The following is a 17038-nucleotide window of genomic DNA, read 5'->3' as shown; positions in this document are numbered from 1 at the left end:
CTGGCCGTGACCTAATCGAACGTCGAACAGAAGGGGAAGGTGGCCTAGCTCACTCACGCGGCCTTCGCGTACGCCGCTTGCGGGTTCTCCGCGTACCACTCGTCCTGAGCGATCAGGAGTTCAGGCAGGTACTTGCCCTTCGCATCCTTCATGTACAGGCTGCCCCACGACCGGCCGCCAACTTCGGCTTCGGACGCAATCGGAACGCCGAACAAATCGAACGACATGCAGCGTTCGAACTCACGGGCAAAGTCCTGGGCTTCCTTCGCGGGCACCGACGCAAGCACTTCGTCATGGATCGGCAACTTCATGTAGTCGAGAAGGCCGGCCTCTTCCATGTTCAGCATGGCTTGCCCCAGCACGTCACGCGCTGCCGACTGTGACTGATAGTTCACAACGGCGTACATGCGGTCACGGTCAAGCGGCAGCCGGCGCCCGGTGGCGGACACGGTGACGAGCCCGGTTGCACGAGCTTCCCGCTGCCACTTCTTGGACGCGCGGACGATCTCCGGATACGCCCGGTCGTACGCAGCAATGGCAGAACGCACCTGAGCGATAGGCGCACCGGTCTGACGAGCGATCGTCTCAGCGCCGCCCCCATAGACCTTGCCGAAGCCGATTCCCTTACAGAGCTTGCGGTGAGCCTTCGTGAAGTTGGGACCGAACACGAGACGCGCGGTGAAGTCGTGCAAGTCCTCACCCGCGTTGATCGCTTGCTTCATGCGCTTCACGTTGGCGAGAGCGGCAAGAACGCGCATCTCAACGGCAGCGAAGTCGGTGGACACCATGACGTGCCCAGGGTCGGCAAGGAGAGCGCGCCGGATCATGAAGTCAGAAGACGGGAGCGTTTGAAGCGCGGGCTTCGTGATGCTCATACGTCCCGTGCGCGCAGCAAGAGTCTGTATGTTCGGGTGGACGCGCCCGTTCGCGTCCATGTTGGTTATGAAGGTGTCGGCGTACGCCGTGACCCACTTACCGGCACGCTTCGCGCGAAGGACAGCGTCAGCCAACGGGTTAGGGTCCCGGGCTCCGATGCGCACCCAATCACGGTCAAGGTCCGCCAACGGCAGAAGAACGGCCTTGTCCACCTTGAGCGCTCCGGCGTCCGTGCGCTGTGTCAGCTCTTCACCCATGGCAAGAAGGGCTTCGGAGACCTGAGCGCCGGAGTTCACCGACTCAACGCCGTACCGGGCGGCAACGACGCTGTACTTCGCCTCTTCTTCGTGGAGCGTCACGGACAGCGTGGACGCGTACTCACTGTCCAGTACGATTCCCGCGCGCATCATCACTGAGCACATGCGGGCAATCTCGTGTTCGTAGTCCACGAGTGCCTGACGCACACCGAGACGAGCAAGCTCACGAGTCAGGATCGGATCAAGACGCGCCGTGTAGATCACGTCAAGGCCGGCGTACAAGTTGTAAGTCGGGTGATCAAGCGGGATGTTCGCCCAACCGGTGGCCTTCGTGAAGCCGAGACCGTTGAATACTTCGGTCAGGTCTCCGGCAGTGTCCGGTGCGCTGGGGTCCGTGTAGTGGGCGCTGAGGGGCTTGAGGCCGGTCCCGATTCCCCCCTTGTGGGGCTCACGCGGGTCAATGAGCGTTGCCTTGATCTTCGTGTCAACGGTCTTCGGTGCCAGGATCTCAAGGGCAAACTCCGCGTGCTCGTCCAGTACGAGCCAATCGAACGGCGCGTTGTGGATCAGGAAGCGCGGAGCCATGCGGAGCACGAAAAGGGCAGCCTCAATGAAGCGTCCCCCGCGCTCCCAGTGGATCACCCATGCCGTGCGTTCGTCACCGAACTGAACGGTTCGGAGTCGGTACGTGGCGCTGTAGATATCAAGGCCGGTCGTCTCCGTGTCCAAAGCGATCGGTCCCCGGTGAGCGGCAGTGCGCGCCCACTGCATGAACTCACGAAGGTCGTTGTCCGTCTCTGGAATGTTGATCCGGACGTATTCGCCGGCCACGTCATGGAAGTACGTCTTCAAGGTGTTGTCCCCTAACGCCAAAGGGGTCAACCCACTCTTGAGAGTAGGCTGACCCCTTGTCGGTTGCGTGCCTTACCGCTCCGCCCTCAGTGGGTTGCTGTTGTTTGTCTGGGAGTGGAGGGGATTCCCGCCGGGCTTACTGGCCGAAGATTCCCGGTCCCGTGGACTTCTCCGGCTCGTCTGCAAGGCGCACGCCGACCAATGCGTTGCCTTTTGCTACGCGCTTGCGGGACACGCCGCGCTCTTCCATGGCGGAGAAGAACGCTCGTCGCGTCCAACGTTCCTTCTGTGGAAGGTTCTCGGCTTCACACCAGTCGAGATAGTGATTGAACGCGTCCCCGCCCAGCATCACGGAACCCTCAGACTTCACGAGCACGGCAGGAACCGAAGGGTCTTCGGAGTAGAAGCCGGCGAGAGCATCGGACGTGGCGCGGTAGTCGCGCGTAGCGGACGTGATGGACTCCGGATCACGAAGGCCGGATGCGTACCACTCGACAGCACCACGCACAGCCCATGCCACGATTCCGGCAGCCTCAGCAAGAAGCTTCTTGTCAAGGTCGTAATCCCGCTCGTGGGGCGCGAAGTACCGCGTGAACGGCACAAGCTTTACGCGTCGCCAAAGCCCTTCGTCCTGACCCTTGAAGCGGGGCTTGTGGTTCGTCGCAAGCATGATCAGGAAGGTGGGCGCGAAGGTGAAAAACTCCTGACGCAAGAAGCGCGCAGTGACCTTGTCCTTGCCCGTTACACGCTTCAACACGGCTTCGGACATGGGCTTACCGCTCTCGCCTTCGGAAGCCATGACGAGCCGGCTGCCCCTCAGTGCGGCAATGTCGTTCGGGATTCCTCCGCTGCCCTTGTCCTCAAAGGTGGCGAACGGCGTGGTCTTCGTAATGTTCCCGAAGACGCTCGTCAGGGTGTCCGTAAAGACGCTCTTCCCGTTGGCACCCTTGCCCCAGAAAACGGCAAAACACTGTTCGCTCGTGTTGCCCGTGATCCCGTAGCCCGTGAGCCGCTGCATGTATCCGACAAGGTCAGGGTTCCCCGGAAAAATCTCCGTAAGGAACTGTTCCCAGCGCGGGCACAGCGCGTCAGGGTCGTACTCAACGGGCAGCGAGACCGTGAGCATGTCGTTCTTGTCGTGGTCCCGGAGCGCGCCGGTACGAAGGTCAACGACCCCGTTGCGGAAGCTCAGAAGGTGCGGAGTCGCGTCGAACTCTTCCGCGTTCACGTACACGCTGGGCACACTGCGAAGCTCCGTCATGAGAGCGTCAATGCGCGTCGTCATGGTGAACCCGCGCGCTTCCTGAGCGTTGCCGGCCAATACAAGCGCGGCGCCCATGCGGTGGATCTCCTGACGAACCTTGTGTTCCGACCGCTCCCAGGTAACGCCGTTCCACGTGTGGAAGCCGAGACCGGGCGCGTACTTGATCCGTCCGTCAGACCACGCCACGAGAGCATGAGCGTTCATAGCGTCGCTCTCGCCGTACGTGCGCACGAGATCAGCGAGGATATCCGCCGCGTCTCGTCCCTGATCGTCGGACACCGTGACAGCACCGGTCCGCTTCGCCACCGTGGCCTTGCGCTGTGCAGCCTCAGCAACGGCACGGTCAACCACCGGACGAGCGGACTTCACCGCAGCGTGCATGAGCCCGGGGAAGTCGTCGCCGGTCGTCTCACGCCACTTCGTCAGGTCAGTCTTCGGCCCCAGGTTGGGAATCGGGAGCCCGTAAACCTCAATGCCGTACGGCTTGAGACCTTCGGCAAGGGCAAGGTTGAATCGCTGCCCGGCTTCGTCGTTGTCTCCGGCGGCAATGACCTGGGAACCCGCAAGGCCGACGGCAAGCTCAGCGAGAAGTTCGGGGCTTCCGGCAATGCCCGCACCACGGATGCATACCGCGTCGTACCCGACCGCAACCGACGTGAGACCGTCCCCGGGTCCCTCAGACACGATCGTGACGGAGTACCCGCCGGAGCCCCTGAACACCCCGTACTGACCCCACCGAAGCCCCTCCGGGTTGGTCAGGGACAGCCACCGTCCGGGACAGTGACCGGTAACGTCACGCCCCTGCAAGCCACGGGTGATCCCAGCGAAGTCGTTGAGTGGGACCGTGAGCCGGGGGAACTGACGGAAGCCACGGGACCGGTAGTTACGGGCTCGTCCTTCGCTGTCCGTGTAGTCCAGACCGGGAACGCGTCCGTCGTCGGCACCAATCAGAAGTTCGGCAGCCGTGGCACTGTCGAGACCGAAGCGGTCAAGTGCGTACTTCCGAACCCGCTTCGCCACGTCGGACGTTCCGGCGAACTCAGCAACGGTCCGGTCGACGTACATAGCAAGCTGAGCGGTGAGCGCGGTACCCACGAGCGCGGGCTTCTCCTTCGGGACCGTGAGACCGTCACCGGTCGCGTTGAAAAGGTCGTTCCAGTTGAGGCGTGCGGCAATGCGCACCTTGTTCGTGGCGCATCCCGCACGGCAGGTGAGCCGAACCTTGTGGTCGTCACCACGCCAAATCCGAAGAGACGGACGGGAGTCCGCGTGTGCCGGGCACTTAGCGAGATACCCCCCGTCCGCCTCTTCGGTCGCCTCACCGAAGCGTGCAAGAATTTCCTTGAACTCCACGAGCACCTTCTTTCGCCGGGTTGCCCGTGCTTGAGCGAAGGGGATTTCTACACTTCCGGCTTGAAGGTCTCCGCCCACTCCGCAAGCGTCTTCGCGCCCTTGCTCAAGTTGCAGCCGGCGCACGCGGGAAGCATGTTGGAAGCCTTGTCGGCACCCCCCTTGCTCAGCGGGTGGACGTGATCAAGGTGCGTGGCGCGCTTGTCGCAGTACGCGCAGCGGTAGCCCCAACGGCGCATGATCTCTGTGCGGCTGTACGACTCGTGCTCAACGCCGTAATCCTTCGCACGCTTCCTGTGCGTCAGCTCGTGGCGCTTATCCGGCGGCAGGGACGCGTAATACTTCTTGCGGTGATCCGCTGCCCGCTTCCGGCGACACGTGGCGCACGAGCTTGACGGACGCTTCGCCTTCCCGGCAAGGAATTGCTCAGCGGGCTTCGCTCGTCCGCAGTGCCGGCAGATTTTCAAGACCGCCCCCTAGCGAGTTCCTGAGCCCGCGCTATCGCTCTTCCGTGATCCCAGAAAGTGACCACGGGGCAGCACTGGCCAGGAAGGTAAACGTTCCACGTGCCCCGCTTCCGCACCTCCCATTTACGAGCTGGAGGACGGGTTATTAGTTCGTCGTATACGCACCCATGCCGGTTAGCCACGACGGAGCCACCTCACGTCAGCGCCACGCGCCACGGCAGTCATGACCGCGTCCGCGTACCGGGCTCCGTCCTTGCGGTCCGTCCACCCCTTGTGGAGAAAGATGCTGTCCCCAACACCCATAAGCCGAAGGTCTCCCAGCGGCGGAGCGTTGTCCTTGTCAATCAGTACGGAAGCCACAGCTCCCCCTTCCTACCTACTCTTGAGAGTGGGCTGAGACGACAAAGGGCCGGACAGCACCCGTGTTGAGTACCGTCCGGCCCGTTGCCGCGTCTAGCTGTCTTCGTCCTGTTCGCCGGTCACGTTGCTACGCAGAAGCCGCACGTGAGTTGCTGCCACATGTTCAGCCCGAAGCGTCTTGCGCGGTTTCTCGGAACGGCTGTCTGTGCCGGTCGGTTGTACCTTGAGCATGGGGAACTTGCGCCCCTCAACGCGGACGAAGTACGTGCGCCGAACAATCGCGTCCGACGCTCGTACCCCGTTCCCTTGACGTGAGGGGTAGTTAACGAGATCGCCCGGGTATAGGGGCTCACCGGCATAGTCAGCGACCACAGCCCGTTTACCCATACTCAGGATCTCCGGTCTCTTCGTACACGCCGAAGCGAACACGTCGCTCGTGTATCACGGCGTTGCGCGCTTCCGGCGGGTACTGCCACAGCGGAGCCCTTACGGCTTCGTCGGACGCTCCGCGCATCACGAGCGCCCACGCTTCCGGCGACGCTGCTTCCCCGCCGGCCACTAGTCGGCAATCGCGTCGTTGTACGACTTCTTGACGCGGATCACGGGCTTGATGTAGGAGACCGGAGTTCCGCGCTTCGGACCCTTCTTGATCACGAAGTCAACCGGCTCAAGCTCAAGCTCAGCGAGCACCGGGCCACCCTGACCGATCCGGGCAAGCGCGTCTTCCGACTCGTGCAGAACGGCAAGGAGCGTCCACGCGCCTGTCTGGAACTTGAACTCCCCAAGGTCCGGGTCATCGGCAAGCTTGAAGGTGATTGTGATGGACGGACCCGGTCCGTCGTCGTCCTTCGCTGCCTGCTTCCGCTCAGCGAACAGGGAAGGGCAGCCACACGGAGACCCAACAAGCTTCTCGTCCTTCGGGTGGCTGACGAAGTTGAAACCATCGCAGTGATGCTTGAGCTTGCCGTTGATCCACTGCTTCATGTCCCAGTAGATACCGTCCGCCTCAAGGATGACGGGAATCTTCGTCTCGCTCGTGAACACGTCAATGAAGTTCTCCGACATGCTCTCTTCGTTCTCAACGGGAGTGCCCCCGAAGAGCTGAGCCACGGCTTCGGCAACGTGCTTCTCACCGGTGCTGAAACGCCACTCCGAGAGCGCTACGCCAACGGTCTTGCCCTGTTCGTTCACCACCGACGAACCGGAGTGCAGCCGGCCAACGGAGTCGTCAGCGTAGGTCTTCCGCTCCTTCGGCTTGTTGTCTTCGTCTCCGGCCCAAATGCTCTGCTTCGCCATGCTGCGTGCTCCCCATGGGATTGAGGGAGCGGCGGAAGGGGTCAGGTCGTGTCCACGCACCCGAAGGTGTCTGCCGACCGTTCCGGCCTTCCGCCGCTCCGTTGCTCTCTGCATGGGGGCTAGAGCCGAAGGGATTCTCAGGGCACGAGAAAGCCCCCATGCCCGACCACGAAGGCCAGACAAGGGGGCTCAGGGGCTCACGCGGTCTCCCGCTTCCCCGCGTCGTGGTTGTCAAGGGTCACCTTGAACACCTGCCGCGACTGTGAGTGCCACACACAGCCACCTTCGGGCTTGTGGAAGCCGGGGGCAGCGACGGAGCCGCGCGAAGTAAGCGCAACAAGTGTGTTCTCAATCTCCGTTTGGCTGAACATGCCCTAATAGAGCACCGGGCCGGCTCAACGATCGCGCTGCCGAGACGAACGTTCACGTCCTTGTGTCGGTCCGTGTCGAAGAGCGAGAAGCGACGGTCAGGCAGCCCGTAGCCACGCCGAGTGCCAAAGCCCCACCACTCACCGAAGTGCACACCGGTGCCCAGCGCCCGAACGAGCCCTTCGGCGTTCTCGTACACCCAACCGGCAAAGCCGAAGTTGTCGTTGTCTTCGCCGGGTGTGAGGACGCGGGACCGGGACTGAGCGGTGAGTACGTAGCGCGTGCCGTCCACCACGACGGAGTACGAGCCGGGCGGGAAGTCGGGCCACGCGGGGATGTGCGGAACGGTGCTGATGTGGATCGCTGCGTTGGTCCCGTCAAGCTTCTCCGTGACAACGATCGTTCGGAGGAGTCGAGGGATCTTCGGCCATGCCGTGAACGTGTGGTTGGTCATGCTCTTACCGGAGCGGAGGGGATTCCGACCCCGGACGCACGAAAGCCCCTCAGTGGCCCGTGAGTGGGTCACTGAGGGGCTAACGCGGGGGAAGAGCTAGTTGCTCTTGTTCGTGCGCACCGGAGCCGCCAGAAGCCCCGTGATGACCACGAGAAGCCACGCCTCACCGAAGCCGATTGCCGGGACAACCGGCCGCACGCTGTGCCACACGCCGAAGAGGAGCATGACGAGCCACGGCACGAGCATGATGAGTGCCACGAGAAGCACGAGCGCGCCCACGAGACCGGCCACGTCCGCCGCAGTGTTCCGCTTCGCCATTGTCTTTGTTCCTTCCGTTGGGGTCAGTGGGACTTGAGCGAAGGGGATTCCCTCACCCTCCGCACGAGCCACACAGCCCCGGCTTCTGCGGGTTGCAAAGACAGTTCGGACCGCTCACGCGCGGGTTTGCTCCTTGTCTCCCAAGAGGGCACTCAGCTTCGTGTGGACAGCGGCAAGCTTGGGGAGATCAAGCCCCAGCTCACGCGCTGTGTTGACCGCGTCGGCACACTCGTTGATCACGTCAACGACTTCGTCAGACTTCATGTGAAGACTGAACTCGTGCATACGGCTCGTGTGCGTAGCGAGCATGGGTCAGCCCCTCCGCTGCGTACCGGTGACGAGCCGGCTCTTGCTGGACGCGATCGGCTTGAGGACAACCCGCCGGCTCAGGTCCCGGTCCCAATCGAACGTGCCACGGAGACGGAGGAACTGAGCAAAGACTTCGTCGTCAATGACGACCGGCTTGAAAGCCCACTGCTCGTCAGTGATGTGCAGTACCGCAGCACCGTCGAACTCCGGCATGGGTTCCCGGTTGCCGTCCGGGTCAACGATGAAGTCCGCGTTGGCATAGGCGCTCATCTGCAAGGCCACGTCCGGGTACGTCGCCTTACTCGTCTTCCAGTCGCCCATGATCAGGTGACGCTTGCCGGAGCGGTCCGGGGTCGGGTTGCCTTCGTCGTCAAGCCACACGTACATGACCACGTCGAACGAGCCGGCGTACTCGTGCGTGTCCGACCACGCCACGTCTTCCGCGCGGACAAGCTCCGGGTTCACGGCTGCCAGAAACTCAAGGAAGTGCTTCTTGTAGGGCTCAAGGTCCGGGTGGACGCTGTACACGGTCTCACCGCGAATCAGGCGCTCAAACAGGTCGTGAGCCTTGCTGCCCACGTCAGCGCGAACCTTCGTGTACCGACGAGCCGCACCCTGGAGATAGTCAACGGCTCCGTCCCGGTCGCGTGCTGCCATCTGCTGAACGAAGTCGATGGAGTCAACCGCAAGCTCAGCGGTCATGCGCGCGTTCCACGGGCCCAAGAAGTTCTGCTTGGGAAGCATCCCGATCACGCTCGTCACGCCCGGGTACACGTTGTCCGGGAAGGCAGTGTTCAGGTAGAAGCGACTACCGCCCCTATAGATAGTTCGGATCTTGCCCATGGGTGCCCCTTCCGGGCTCAGGGATTCGTTTGCACTAGTCCTTGAGCGGAAGGGCTTTTCAGCGGCAGGTGTAGAAGTGCACGTTTGCACTCCGACCCGGTTTCTCTTATGGATCTCTATTGTTGTTCCTGGGATACCTACAAATCTGCACTTCTACACGACGAAGCCCCCGGTCCCTTCCGCTGTGGGAAGAGCCGGGGGCTCCGACTACTGAAAGTCGCGTTGCGGTTACAGCTTGGCAGCCTCAGCCGCGAAGGACGTGACGAGTTCGTTGAGCTGAGTCTTGAGATCCGCCTTCTCGTCGTCGCTCAGCTTGTCCGCGCCGGCCGTGGCCTTCGTGATCAGGTCCCGCCCCAGCGCCACGAGCGACGTGCTGACTTCCTGCCGCTCCGCACCCTCAAGCTTCTTGAGCGCCTTGCCGACGCTCTCCGTCAGCTTCGTAGCGCGGGCAACCTTCTCCGCCGCACGCTGCTTCGGGGTCTTCTCCGGAGTGGCCTTCTCCGTCCACTCAGCGGGAATCTCCTCCGTGATCTCCTTTGCCTTCGCCTCAAGCTCCGTGACCTTCGCTTCAAGCGCGGTCTTGTCGTCCTTCGCAACCTCTTCGTCGTCCAGTGCGTCACGAGCCGCGTCAAGCTCCGCGCGCACCTTGTCGAGTTGCTTTACGCGGTAGTTGAAGCGCTGGATCTCCGTGCGGCCGTAGCGCGGAAGCTCCATGCCCTTCTCTTCGTACAGGGCGTAAATGGCTTCGGTCAGGTTCAGGTGCTCGTCCGACACGTCTTCGCCGGCTGCCTTCGCGTGCTGTGCGCTTGCCACACGCTCAGCGGCATCGGGGAAGTACAGGCGTGCGGTCTCAAGGGCTTCGTCCGCGTTCGGGGAAGACGAGAAGTCACGGAGCCACCCAACGAGAATGTCAGCCATCTTGTTCTGAGTGGCCTTCGCCAACGCGTCGTGAGCGTCGTTGGTCTTCGTGTCGTCTTCGGCCACACCCTTACGGGCACCCGTGTAAACGAGACCGGCCGCGTTCTTCGTCTTCTTCTCGATTGCGAGAAGGTCGGGCAGACCAGAAGCGTTGTGCTTCATCTTGAGACGCATCTCAAGCATGGTGCGCGCGACGGTCTCACCGACTTCGGAGAGCTTGAGCCCGTACTTGACACCGTCCTTGAATGCCTTGACCGACTGATTGATGAGATCTGGAATCCCCTCAATCTGCATGGGGTCTTCCGCCTGCCGCACGACAGCAGTGGACGGAGCGGGGGCAGGGGCAGCGGGGGCCGGCTCAGACTCAGCGGTCTTCACGACAGCGTCACGGGCCGCGCGCATGTCGGCACGAAGGCTGTTGCGCTTCTCGGTAGGAAGCTTGCGAATGATTTTCTCCGCGTCGTCGTACAGCGCAAATGCCTTTTTCTTTGCATCCTCCGCCTTCGGGTCAAGCGCCTTGATCTCGTCCACCTTCGCGTGAACGTCGCTGATCAGTTCGTCAGTGTCCTTGGCAGCCATGGTGTCCTTCTCCTTCGGGTACGTGTAGCTTTCGCTGGTTTCTCGGTTGCTGGTTGTGAGCGTGACGGACGAGTCGTTACGGCGCGCGGTTTCAAGCATTTCGTCGTCAACGTCCGTGTCTTGTGTCGAGTAGTACGTCTGCCGGTCAAGCTCCGACACGTGGTCATCGTGCGCGCTGCTGTACGTGTTCACGGCCACTTCGTACCAACGCTCAGAACGCGGCTTGAAGCCCTCTTCAACGGACGTGTCGTCAGCGTTGTTCTCCGCCGACCACACGCACTGTTCGCAGGTGCCTTCGGCGTAGCCCTGACCGTCAGGTGTGTACACGAGTGCATCCCATGCGCGTTCGTGCTTGACCTTCTCCGCCTCAGCGGCCTTCTCCGCCTCAAGCTCCGCTGCCTCAGCATCACGCACAGCGGTAACGACCTTGACGCACTGCAAGCACGAGACTTCCGGCACCCATGCGATACGCGCACTTGTAACCGGACGCTTGCACAGCGTGACCGTGTCGCTGTCCTGAGCCGAGTGCACAACCTTCCCGTTGCCCAGGTAGAAGGTCCGGTACCCGGGCAGTGCCCTTACCGCGCTCACGCTGTCCCCCTTCGTCGTCGCGCTTACGCGCTGAGCCTATCGGTAAAACCGGCGTAACCTCTGCCTACTCTTGAGAGTAGGCAGAGGTTGTTACCTAATTTTTGCCTAGTAGCACCTCATGCACGGCGTGAGGTTGGTCGTGCTCTCAGCAGGCCACCCGCGTTGACCGCATACCGTGCGGTGCAAGTTGTCAGACTTACGCAAGAGCTTGGCGGGCTTGTGGTACTTCCTGCCTCCCGCGTACACCTTCAGCTCCGGCACTGTGGGGCCGGCCTTCGTTGCCCCAGCATCTATAAGCGCTTCCGCCTCTTCGCGGGTCTCGGCGAAGGTCGCCCAACCGGTGTCATAAATGACATGGAACCCGTAGTCTTCGCCCTCAATGATGCTTGCCATTGGGTATCCCCTCACGTTCTGTGTTACACGGAGCCTACTCTTAAGAGTAGTCACTTGCAACCCCAGGGCGCGAAAAGGCCCCCCACCGACCGGCCCGGAGGCGAGTCAGTGAGGGGCTGTCTCGTCAGCTCCGGGGGAGGAGCAGGCTGTCGACGATCCTGTTCAGGTCGTCCAGCGTGCCCGTGTTCCCAATCGTCAGGTCAGTCTTCACGTAGTCAAGCGCGGTCTCACTCTTGTGCTCCGCGTTCTCCCCAGCGCCGGCCCCCGGTCGTGTGACCCGGATCAGCGCGAAGCCACGTTGCCGCAGCGCAAGCGCTTCGTTCTCGTACCGCACGTCCGTGACGACGACCGGCAGGTTCCACTTCTCGGCAGCGTCGATCTTGCGGAGCGCCACGCGAACCCAAAAGTCTTCGTCGTGTTCGCGGACACCCTGACCGATGTTCTGCAAGACGCGTCGCACTTCGGGAAGCTCGTCCTTCGCGCGCTCCCAACCCAAATCTTCTACCGCGTCAGACAGCCGGTATGTCTCATCCCAATCAAGTTTGATCAGCCCCGGAATTGCCGGGTTCAGCCGAAGCGCCATGTCCTTAAGCGGGTCAGCGAAGGCGACGCGCGTGTAAGCGAACGTCCTTCCCAACCGCTGAGCCACGGTGTCCTTCCCGCTCCGCGCCTTCCCGATCAGACCAACGTTCTTGTAGTAGGCCATGCCTACCCCTTCCGGCGGACGGTCAGTATCTACCGGAAGGGGAGCGGAAGGGATTCCTACACGCCCAGGACAGCGTGAAGAGCGGTCATAACCGCAGCACCCGGGAAGTCAGGCTTCGCCGTAGTAACCGCAGCGACCACGCCGGCCGCGAAGGCGAGGATCTTCGCCTTGTGCTTGCCGATCCACGCGAAGACCGCGCCCACTGCCGACACTGCGCCGGCCTTGCTGTGCTCACCCATGTTCGTACCTCCTAGACCTTCGGGACCTTGAGCGCTGCCCACTGCTTCGGACCGGGCCAACCGTCAGCGGCGGAACCGGAGTCCCCAAGCTTGCGCTGCCACTTCCGGAACGACTCACGGTCAGCGTCCGTCCACTGGGGACCCGGACCGCTCTTATACGCGGAGCACCCCTCAGCCACGAGCCGCTTGCCCATAGCGGTCACGATGGGGCTCTTCGGGTTCTTCTTGAACCACGCCTCACCGGGGAACGGCTCGTACTTCGGCTTCGGCTTCGCGGGGCTCTCGCCAGTCACGTCCTTGAGCGTGCCGGTCGCCTTGACCTTGTACCCGTACTTCGCGGCGTTCGGGTCAGCCGAGACGGACCCACCGTCGTAAGCCGGGTAACCGTAGCCGTACAGGTACGAGTCACGCCGTGCGCGCTTCTTGGAATAGACACCGTCGCCTTCGGCGGAGCCATTCGCGTTCGTGTTGCCGCCCACCGTGTACACGAAATCCGCGTCGTACGAAATCACGATCTCGGTATGCGACCCACCACCGGAGCCAAAGAAAACCTGAGCACCGACCGCCGGGTACTCACTGAATCGGCCCTTGTTCTTGAACCACGACACGCCCGTTGCACACGACGCGGTACGCGGGAACAGGTCAGCCACGCCGGCCTTGAGGGCAACCCAGCTCACGAAAGTCGCGCACCACGGCTGATAGTTCGACCACTCAAGGCCGGGGACAGCAGGGCTGAACTTGTTCTTGTTGTTGTAGTGGCCGTTCGAGAAACCTTCTCGGTAACCCACTTCGGCCTTCGCAACGGATATGACCTTGTCTACGACAGACAAGAGCGTTCCCCTTCCATGAAAAGAGCCCCTGCCGATTCCCAAGGCAGGGGCTCACGAGTTCGGCGCACGCGGTTAGGCAAGCGCCACAATCGGAATGTCGTGGTCGGCAAGCGCGCCGGTTGCCGTTTGGCTCACGGTCGTCGGAAGCGTGGACTGAGCGGCTAAATACCATGCACGCGCGAACGGCGTGGTCGTCATAAAGAAGTTGGCTGTGGCAACAGGCGCTTCGTTCTGCACGTGGTAGAACGAGAAGTCAGCCGTTCCGCCGGTCGTCATGAGCCATGCAACCCAGTAGCGCCCAGGGGTCAGCGTCGTTGACGCGATCGTGAGCGGTACCGCGCCAATGTGGTTGCTTGCCATGGCAGGAAGTACGCCCGATTCCTGACCGGCCATGGCCAGTTCGATAGCCGAAGACGCAACAACGCGCGTTCCGTCTTCCCTGTAGATACCGGCCATGTAGCGGTTGGTCGACACTCCGCTGTACCCGCGCGCGAACAGCACGGCTTTCGTCACGGTGGTGTTCTCCGTGATGTTGAAGCCCGTGAGGTACAGCCGCTGAGGGACAAGGAACTTCGCGGCTGGGTTCGCCACTCCGCCCGGGTCAAGGGACCACGCCTTGAAGCCCAGGGCTTGGGGAGTCCACGTGTTCCGCGCTGTATCGGGAATCTGCGCAATGGGTACGTCAGCGTTCGCGTCCAGCGTCGCAACGCCGTTCGCTACACCACGAGTTGATACAGCAACGTACGTGCTCGTGAGCGACGGAACCTGCGCGGTCGGAATCTTGCTGGACGCGTCCAATGTCGCAACGCCGTTCGCAGCACCCTTCTCACTCGTGGGTACAGCACTCAAATCAGCGGCAGTCAGGACAACGTCACCGGTCTTTGCGTTGACGGAGCTGACTGCACCCGTACCGCCGGAGCCGAACGACACAACCGTTCCGTCAGCCTGCCGGACCTTGAGTACGCCCCCTTGAGAGTAGACAACGACACCCGCTGTGGGATTCGTCGTCGGCACCGTGGTTGCGTCGTCAATGCCGAGCATTGCCCCAGCGCCACCACCGAAGTCAGCGGAAGTCCCGCCTATCTGCAAGCCGTTGACGAAGTACGCGGCACCCTGAGCAACAAGGTTGCCGTTCGTGCCTATGCGCGTCGTCAGCGTCCCGGAAGGGTTCTTCCACTCAGCAAGGTTCGTGTTCCCGTTCCCCTGCATGGTCAGCGCCACGCCGGAAGGGTTCGTCAGAGTCACCGTGCCGGAAGCCGTACCGCCGGCCGCAACGACTGACGCGAGATCAACCGTTACAGCCGCAGCGCTCGTGCCGTTGACCGACTGGACAACTCCTGGATCGCCCTTCTCGCCCTGGGGACCCGGAACGGGAACGTACGTCGGTGTGGTGGGGTCAGCCGGCGCAACGTCCGCAAGGTCAATCTCCCCGCCGGGTGTGTCCCTCGGGAGAAGGAGAGCGAAGGTGCGCGCCCCTGTCACACCGGTTAGGTTCTCCTTCACCGCGTACGACCAGTCCGAAGGGTTCATGCCTTCGTTGTCCGTGGCGGGAAGCGTCACCTCAAACGCGCCGTACTCGTCCAGTCGCGCGACAACCGGACCGGCAATGAACAGGTCAGCGTCAGGGAACGTCAGGAGACCCGGACCCGAGAAGGTAACCGTTCCCTGTAGGCCCCTGCCGTCCGGTCCCCGGTACCGCCCACGAACCTTGACGGTCGCAATGCTCGGGGGCAGCGGATAGGTCTCAACGGGCTGTGTCATCTGTCCCCCCTGTGCAAGAGCGTGTCAATGTGCTTCCGAAGCTCACGGTTCTCAGCGCGGAGTTCAGCCACTTCGTGACGGAGTCCAGCGTTCTCGTCCCGCAGTGCGCGGACTTCGGTTACGAGCGTGGCAACCTCTTCGGTCAGCCGGTCAGCTCGTGCTGTCTGCGCTTCGGCTTCGTCGCGCCACGCGTCCCGCGCACCGGTCTTCACCTGCCGGTACACGAGCATTAGGAAAAGGGCAGCGCCCCCGACGATCTCAGCGACTCCGGCAAGGTCTGTCATCCTGTCCATGTCACCGGGCTTCCGTCAGTCGGGGTCAGGGCTCCGCTAACGCGCGGGTTACCGTCGCTGGACTCCTCAATGAACGTGCCCAGCGGAACGCCCGTGATCAGCAGCGGGTTACCCATGCCCACAGTCAGAGACTCGCCGTCAACCGTCACGCGCTTGTTCACGCGGTAGTCAACGGCAAAGCCCTTCCAATCCTGACCGTCGTCAAAGCCGATCGGCTGAGGGTGCTTCCATGCCCATGTGATCGTGCGCGTAAAGCCGTTGTTCGGAGCCGGCCAGTCATCAGCCTTATCAATGGTGATCTCCTTAGTCTTCGCCTGAGTCACCATGTCCCGAAGCCACACGGTCACCGACACGTCAAGCGCGGAACTTGTGCCCTGAGGCAGATGGAACGGGATTGACAGGATGAGTACCGGCTGATTCAGCCCCGTCGAGTTGATAGCCCCAAGGGTGTGCGTGTACTCCGCGCCTTGCGTGCCCTCAAGGGAAGGGGACTGATACGAGCCGAACGGCAGGCGTTCATTCACGCTGCCCAACTTCGGCTTACGCTCAAGCGCGGTAATGCGCCGCTTAATTTCGTTTAGCTCGGTTATGAGCGAAGGCGGAAGCGCGTTAGCTTGAATCGCCATTTTGGAAAACGTCCTTACTCGCAAGGGAAAGCGCGACGGTCTCAGTGCCGTTCACGTCAACGTCAACGCGTCGCTCAGTCAGTACGAAGTCTTCGAGCAATCGGACGTACCCCGAGTCCACCTGAACTGTGCCGATCGCACCGGGTAGGAAGGACAGCGGATCAAACATGCCCGGATACAGGGTCAGTGTCGGAATCGCAATGACCTGACGACCCACAGCGGCAATCGCATTGGCCTTCGGGATCAGGTCCCCCGTGGACTTCAAGTCGCTGTACGTGGCAACGTGGGTCAGTGCCGGCGTGTCAAGGTCGTTCGATTTCCACGCGTAGGGCTTCACGCCTGTACCCAGGTCAGCCCCGAACGCGAACGAGCGCGTTGCTAGCTTGCTTCCGTCGTACGAAACCTGAGTGACGTTGCAATTCTCTCTGTGTACTAGAGCGGAAGGGATTACGTTCCGCCCCCGCCCACTCATCAAGAAGCGGTTGCCAACGGTCCCGTCAGCGCGCCAATAGGTCTCGTACCGGAAGTCAAAGCCCCCGTCTTCGTCGGCAAGCTCGTTGATCGCTTCCGCTGTGTTCTTGAACTCCGAGAAGCCCCAGCTACGGGAACGAATGCGGCCGGTCGTGTTGAGCCCCGACGTGTCAGTTCCAATACCGCCTTCGTCGTTGGCAACTTCAATCCAGTCGCGCAACAGAAGGGCTTGATCCTTGTTGCCCTTGTAGCCCAACCATCTGCCGGGAAGCCTGCCGTTGTCGCTCATGCCCTCAAGGAACCCGCCCAGGTAGCACGTCGAGTAATACGAGTGCCACCCGGACGCGTTCATTGACAGCGTGCCCGCTTCAAGGTCAGCCGTTGCCGTCCACAGCATCCCGCCCCAAACGGGCTCGTCGTCTCGCGTGATGACGAGTGCGCTCTTGCCGGGCTCCAACGTATCCGGGTCGGCAGCCTTGAGAGGTATCCCAACCGTTGCGGTACCCGCTGCGTTCAGTGTTTCGCCGTACTGAATCCCGGTGAGCGGAAGCGAGTCGACAACTTGGCCGGTCTTCGCAATGGTCTGCAAGACTTCATAGCGGGCAGCGGGCATGGG

General features: G+C 62.1%; 17 protein-coding genes. All 17 read right to left on the bottom strand.

Going from position 1 to position 17038, the window contains the following annotated elements; genetic code table 11:
• Positions 1-53: 53 nt before the first annotated feature.
• The gene (locus QQY24_RS15760) at positions 54-1985 is read right to left on the bottom strand and encodes a DNA polymerase (protein WP_301973321.1); all 1932 of its coding nucleotides are present in this window, start codon (positions 1983-1985) and stop codon (positions 54-56) included.
• A gap of 136 nt (positions 1986-2121) precedes the next feature.
• On the bottom strand, positions 2122-4602 hold the full coding sequence (locus QQY24_RS15755; protein WP_301973320.1) for a phage/plasmid primase, P4 family: 2481 nt from the start codon (positions 4600-4602) through the stop codon (positions 2122-2124).
• 47 nt (positions 4603-4649) lie between these two features.
• Positions 4650-5066: an HNH endonuclease gene (locus tag QQY24_RS15750; protein ID WP_301973319.1), complete on the bottom strand. Its 417-nt coding sequence runs from the start codon at positions 5064-5066 to the stop codon at positions 4650-4652.
• A 918-nt stretch (positions 5067-5984) separates the two neighbouring features.
• On the bottom strand, positions 5985-6722 hold the full coding sequence (locus QQY24_RS15745; protein WP_301973318.1) for a hypothetical protein: 738 nt from the start codon (positions 6720-6722) through the stop codon (positions 5985-5987).
• 238 nt (positions 6723-6960) lie between these two features.
• The gene (locus tag QQY24_RS15740) at positions 6961-7545 is read right to left on the bottom strand and encodes an RNA ligase family protein (RefSeq protein ID WP_301973317.1); all 585 of its coding nucleotides are present in this window, start codon (positions 7543-7545) and stop codon (positions 6961-6963) included.
• A gap of 96 nt (positions 7546-7641) precedes the next feature.
• Positions 7642-7863 (bottom strand): hypothetical protein, encoded by a 222-nt coding sequence (locus QQY24_RS15735; protein WP_301973316.1) that lies wholly within the window; start codon positions 7861-7863, stop codon positions 7642-7644.
• 114 nt (positions 7864-7977) lie between these two features.
• Positions 7978-8127 carry a hypothetical protein gene (locus tag QQY24_RS15730; RefSeq protein WP_301973315.1) on the bottom strand — a complete coding sequence of 50 codons (150 nt, stop codon included), beginning with the start codon at positions 8125-8127 and terminating at the stop codon, positions 7978-7980.
• Between the two features lie 48 nt (positions 8128-8175).
• Positions 8176-9015, bottom strand: coding sequence for a hypothetical protein (locus QQY24_RS15725; protein WP_301973314.1), 840 nt, complete (start codon positions 9013-9015; stop codon positions 8176-8178).
• 228 nt (positions 9016-9243) lie between these two features.
• Complete coding sequence (locus QQY24_RS15720) at positions 9244-11103, bottom strand: hypothetical protein (protein WP_301973313.1); 1860 nt, start codon at positions 11101-11103, stop codon at positions 9244-9246.
• A gap of 105 nt (positions 11104-11208) precedes the next feature.
• Positions 11209-11496 carry a hypothetical protein gene (locus tag QQY24_RS15715; protein WP_301973312.1) on the bottom strand — a complete coding sequence of 96 codons (288 nt, stop codon included), beginning with the start codon at positions 11494-11496 and terminating at the stop codon, positions 11209-11211.
• 124 nt (positions 11497-11620) lie between these two features.
• The gene (locus QQY24_RS15710) at positions 11621-12202 is read right to left on the bottom strand and encodes a hypothetical protein (protein ID WP_301973311.1); all 582 of its coding nucleotides are present in this window, start codon (positions 12200-12202) and stop codon (positions 11621-11623) included.
• A 56-nt stretch (positions 12203-12258) separates the two neighbouring features.
• Entirely contained in the window at positions 12259-12441 is a 183-nt protein-coding gene (locus QQY24_RS15705) for a hypothetical protein (protein WP_301973310.1), read from the bottom strand.
• A gap of 11 nt (positions 12442-12452) precedes the next feature.
• Entirely contained in the window at positions 12453-13271 is an 819-nt protein-coding gene (locus QQY24_RS15700; protein ID WP_301973309.1) for a peptidoglycan-binding protein, read from the bottom strand.
• A gap of 72 nt (positions 13272-13343) precedes the next feature.
• Entirely contained in the window at positions 13344-15032 is a 1689-nt protein-coding gene (locus QQY24_RS15695) for a hypothetical protein (RefSeq protein ID WP_301973308.1), read from the bottom strand.
• A complete protein-coding gene (locus tag QQY24_RS15690; RefSeq protein ID WP_301973307.1) occupies positions 15029-15325 on the bottom strand; it encodes a hypothetical protein in 297 nt (98 codons plus the stop codon). The genes QQY24_RS15695 and QQY24_RS15690 overlap by 4 nt, the downstream gene beginning before the upstream one ends.
• A complete protein-coding gene (locus QQY24_RS15685) occupies positions 15313-15951 on the bottom strand; it encodes a hypothetical protein (RefSeq protein WP_301973306.1) in 639 nt (212 codons plus the stop codon). The genes QQY24_RS15690 and QQY24_RS15685 overlap by 13 nt, the downstream gene beginning before the upstream one ends.
• Positions 15935-17035: a hypothetical protein gene (locus QQY24_RS15680; RefSeq protein WP_301973305.1), complete on the bottom strand. Its 1101-nt coding sequence runs from the start codon at positions 17033-17035 to the stop codon at positions 15935-15937. Before QQY24_RS15680 ends, QQY24_RS15685 begins: the two co-directional genes overlap by 17 nt.
• Between the last annotated feature and the right edge of the window lie 3 nt (positions 17036-17038).

This window comes from Streptomyces sp. TG1A-8 (genome assembly GCF_030499535.1).
Classification (GTDB): Bacteria; Actinomycetota; Actinomycetes; order Streptomycetales; family Streptomycetaceae; genus Streptomyces.
This window is presented reverse-complemented; position numbering and strand designations above follow the sequence as displayed.

Coding starts and splice junctions, on each gene's coding strand:
- QQY24_RS15690 (WP_301973307.1), bottom strand. CDS start 15,325: ATGGACAGGATGACAGACCTTGCCGGAGTCGCTGAGATCGTCGGGGGC.
- QQY24_RS15705 (WP_301973310.1), bottom strand. CDS start 12,441: ATGGGTGAGCACAGCAAGGCCGGCGCAGTGTCGGCAGTGGGCGCGGTC.
- QQY24_RS15735 (WP_301973316.1), bottom strand. CDS start 7,863: ATGGCGAAGCGGAACACTGCGGCGGACGTGGCCGGTCTCGTGGGCGCG.
- QQY24_RS15715 (WP_301973312.1), bottom strand. CDS start 11,496: ATGGCAAGCATCATTGAGGGCGAAGACTACGGGTTCCATGTCATTTAT.
- QQY24_RS15725 (WP_301973314.1), bottom strand. CDS start 9,015: ATGGGCAAGATCCGAACTATCTATAGGGGCGGTAGTCGCTTCTACCTG.
- QQY24_RS15685 (WP_301973306.1), bottom strand. CDS start 15,951: ATGGCGATTCAAGCTAACGCGCTTCCGCCTTCGCTCATAACCGAGCTA.
- QQY24_RS15745 (WP_301973318.1), bottom strand. CDS start 6,722: ATGGCGAAGCAGAGCATTTGGGCCGGAGACGAAGACAACAAGCCGAAG.
- QQY24_RS15710 (WP_301973311.1), bottom strand. CDS start 12,202: ATGGCCTACTACAAGAACGTTGGTCTGATCGGGAAGGCGCGGAGCGGG.
- QQY24_RS15680 (WP_301973305.1), bottom strand. CDS start 17,035: ATGCCCGCTGCCCGCTATGAAGTCTTGCAGACCATTGCGAAGACCGGC.
- QQY24_RS15730 (WP_301973315.1), bottom strand. CDS start 8,127: ATGAAGTCTGACGAAGTCGTTGACGTGATCAACGAGTGTGCCGACGCG.
- QQY24_RS15695 (WP_301973308.1), bottom strand. CDS start 15,032: ATGACACAGCCCGTTGAGACCTATCCGCTGCCCCCGAGCATTGCGACC.
- QQY24_RS15740 (WP_301973317.1), bottom strand. CDS start 7,545: ATGACCAACCACACGTTCACGGCATGGCCGAAGATCCCTCGACTCCTC.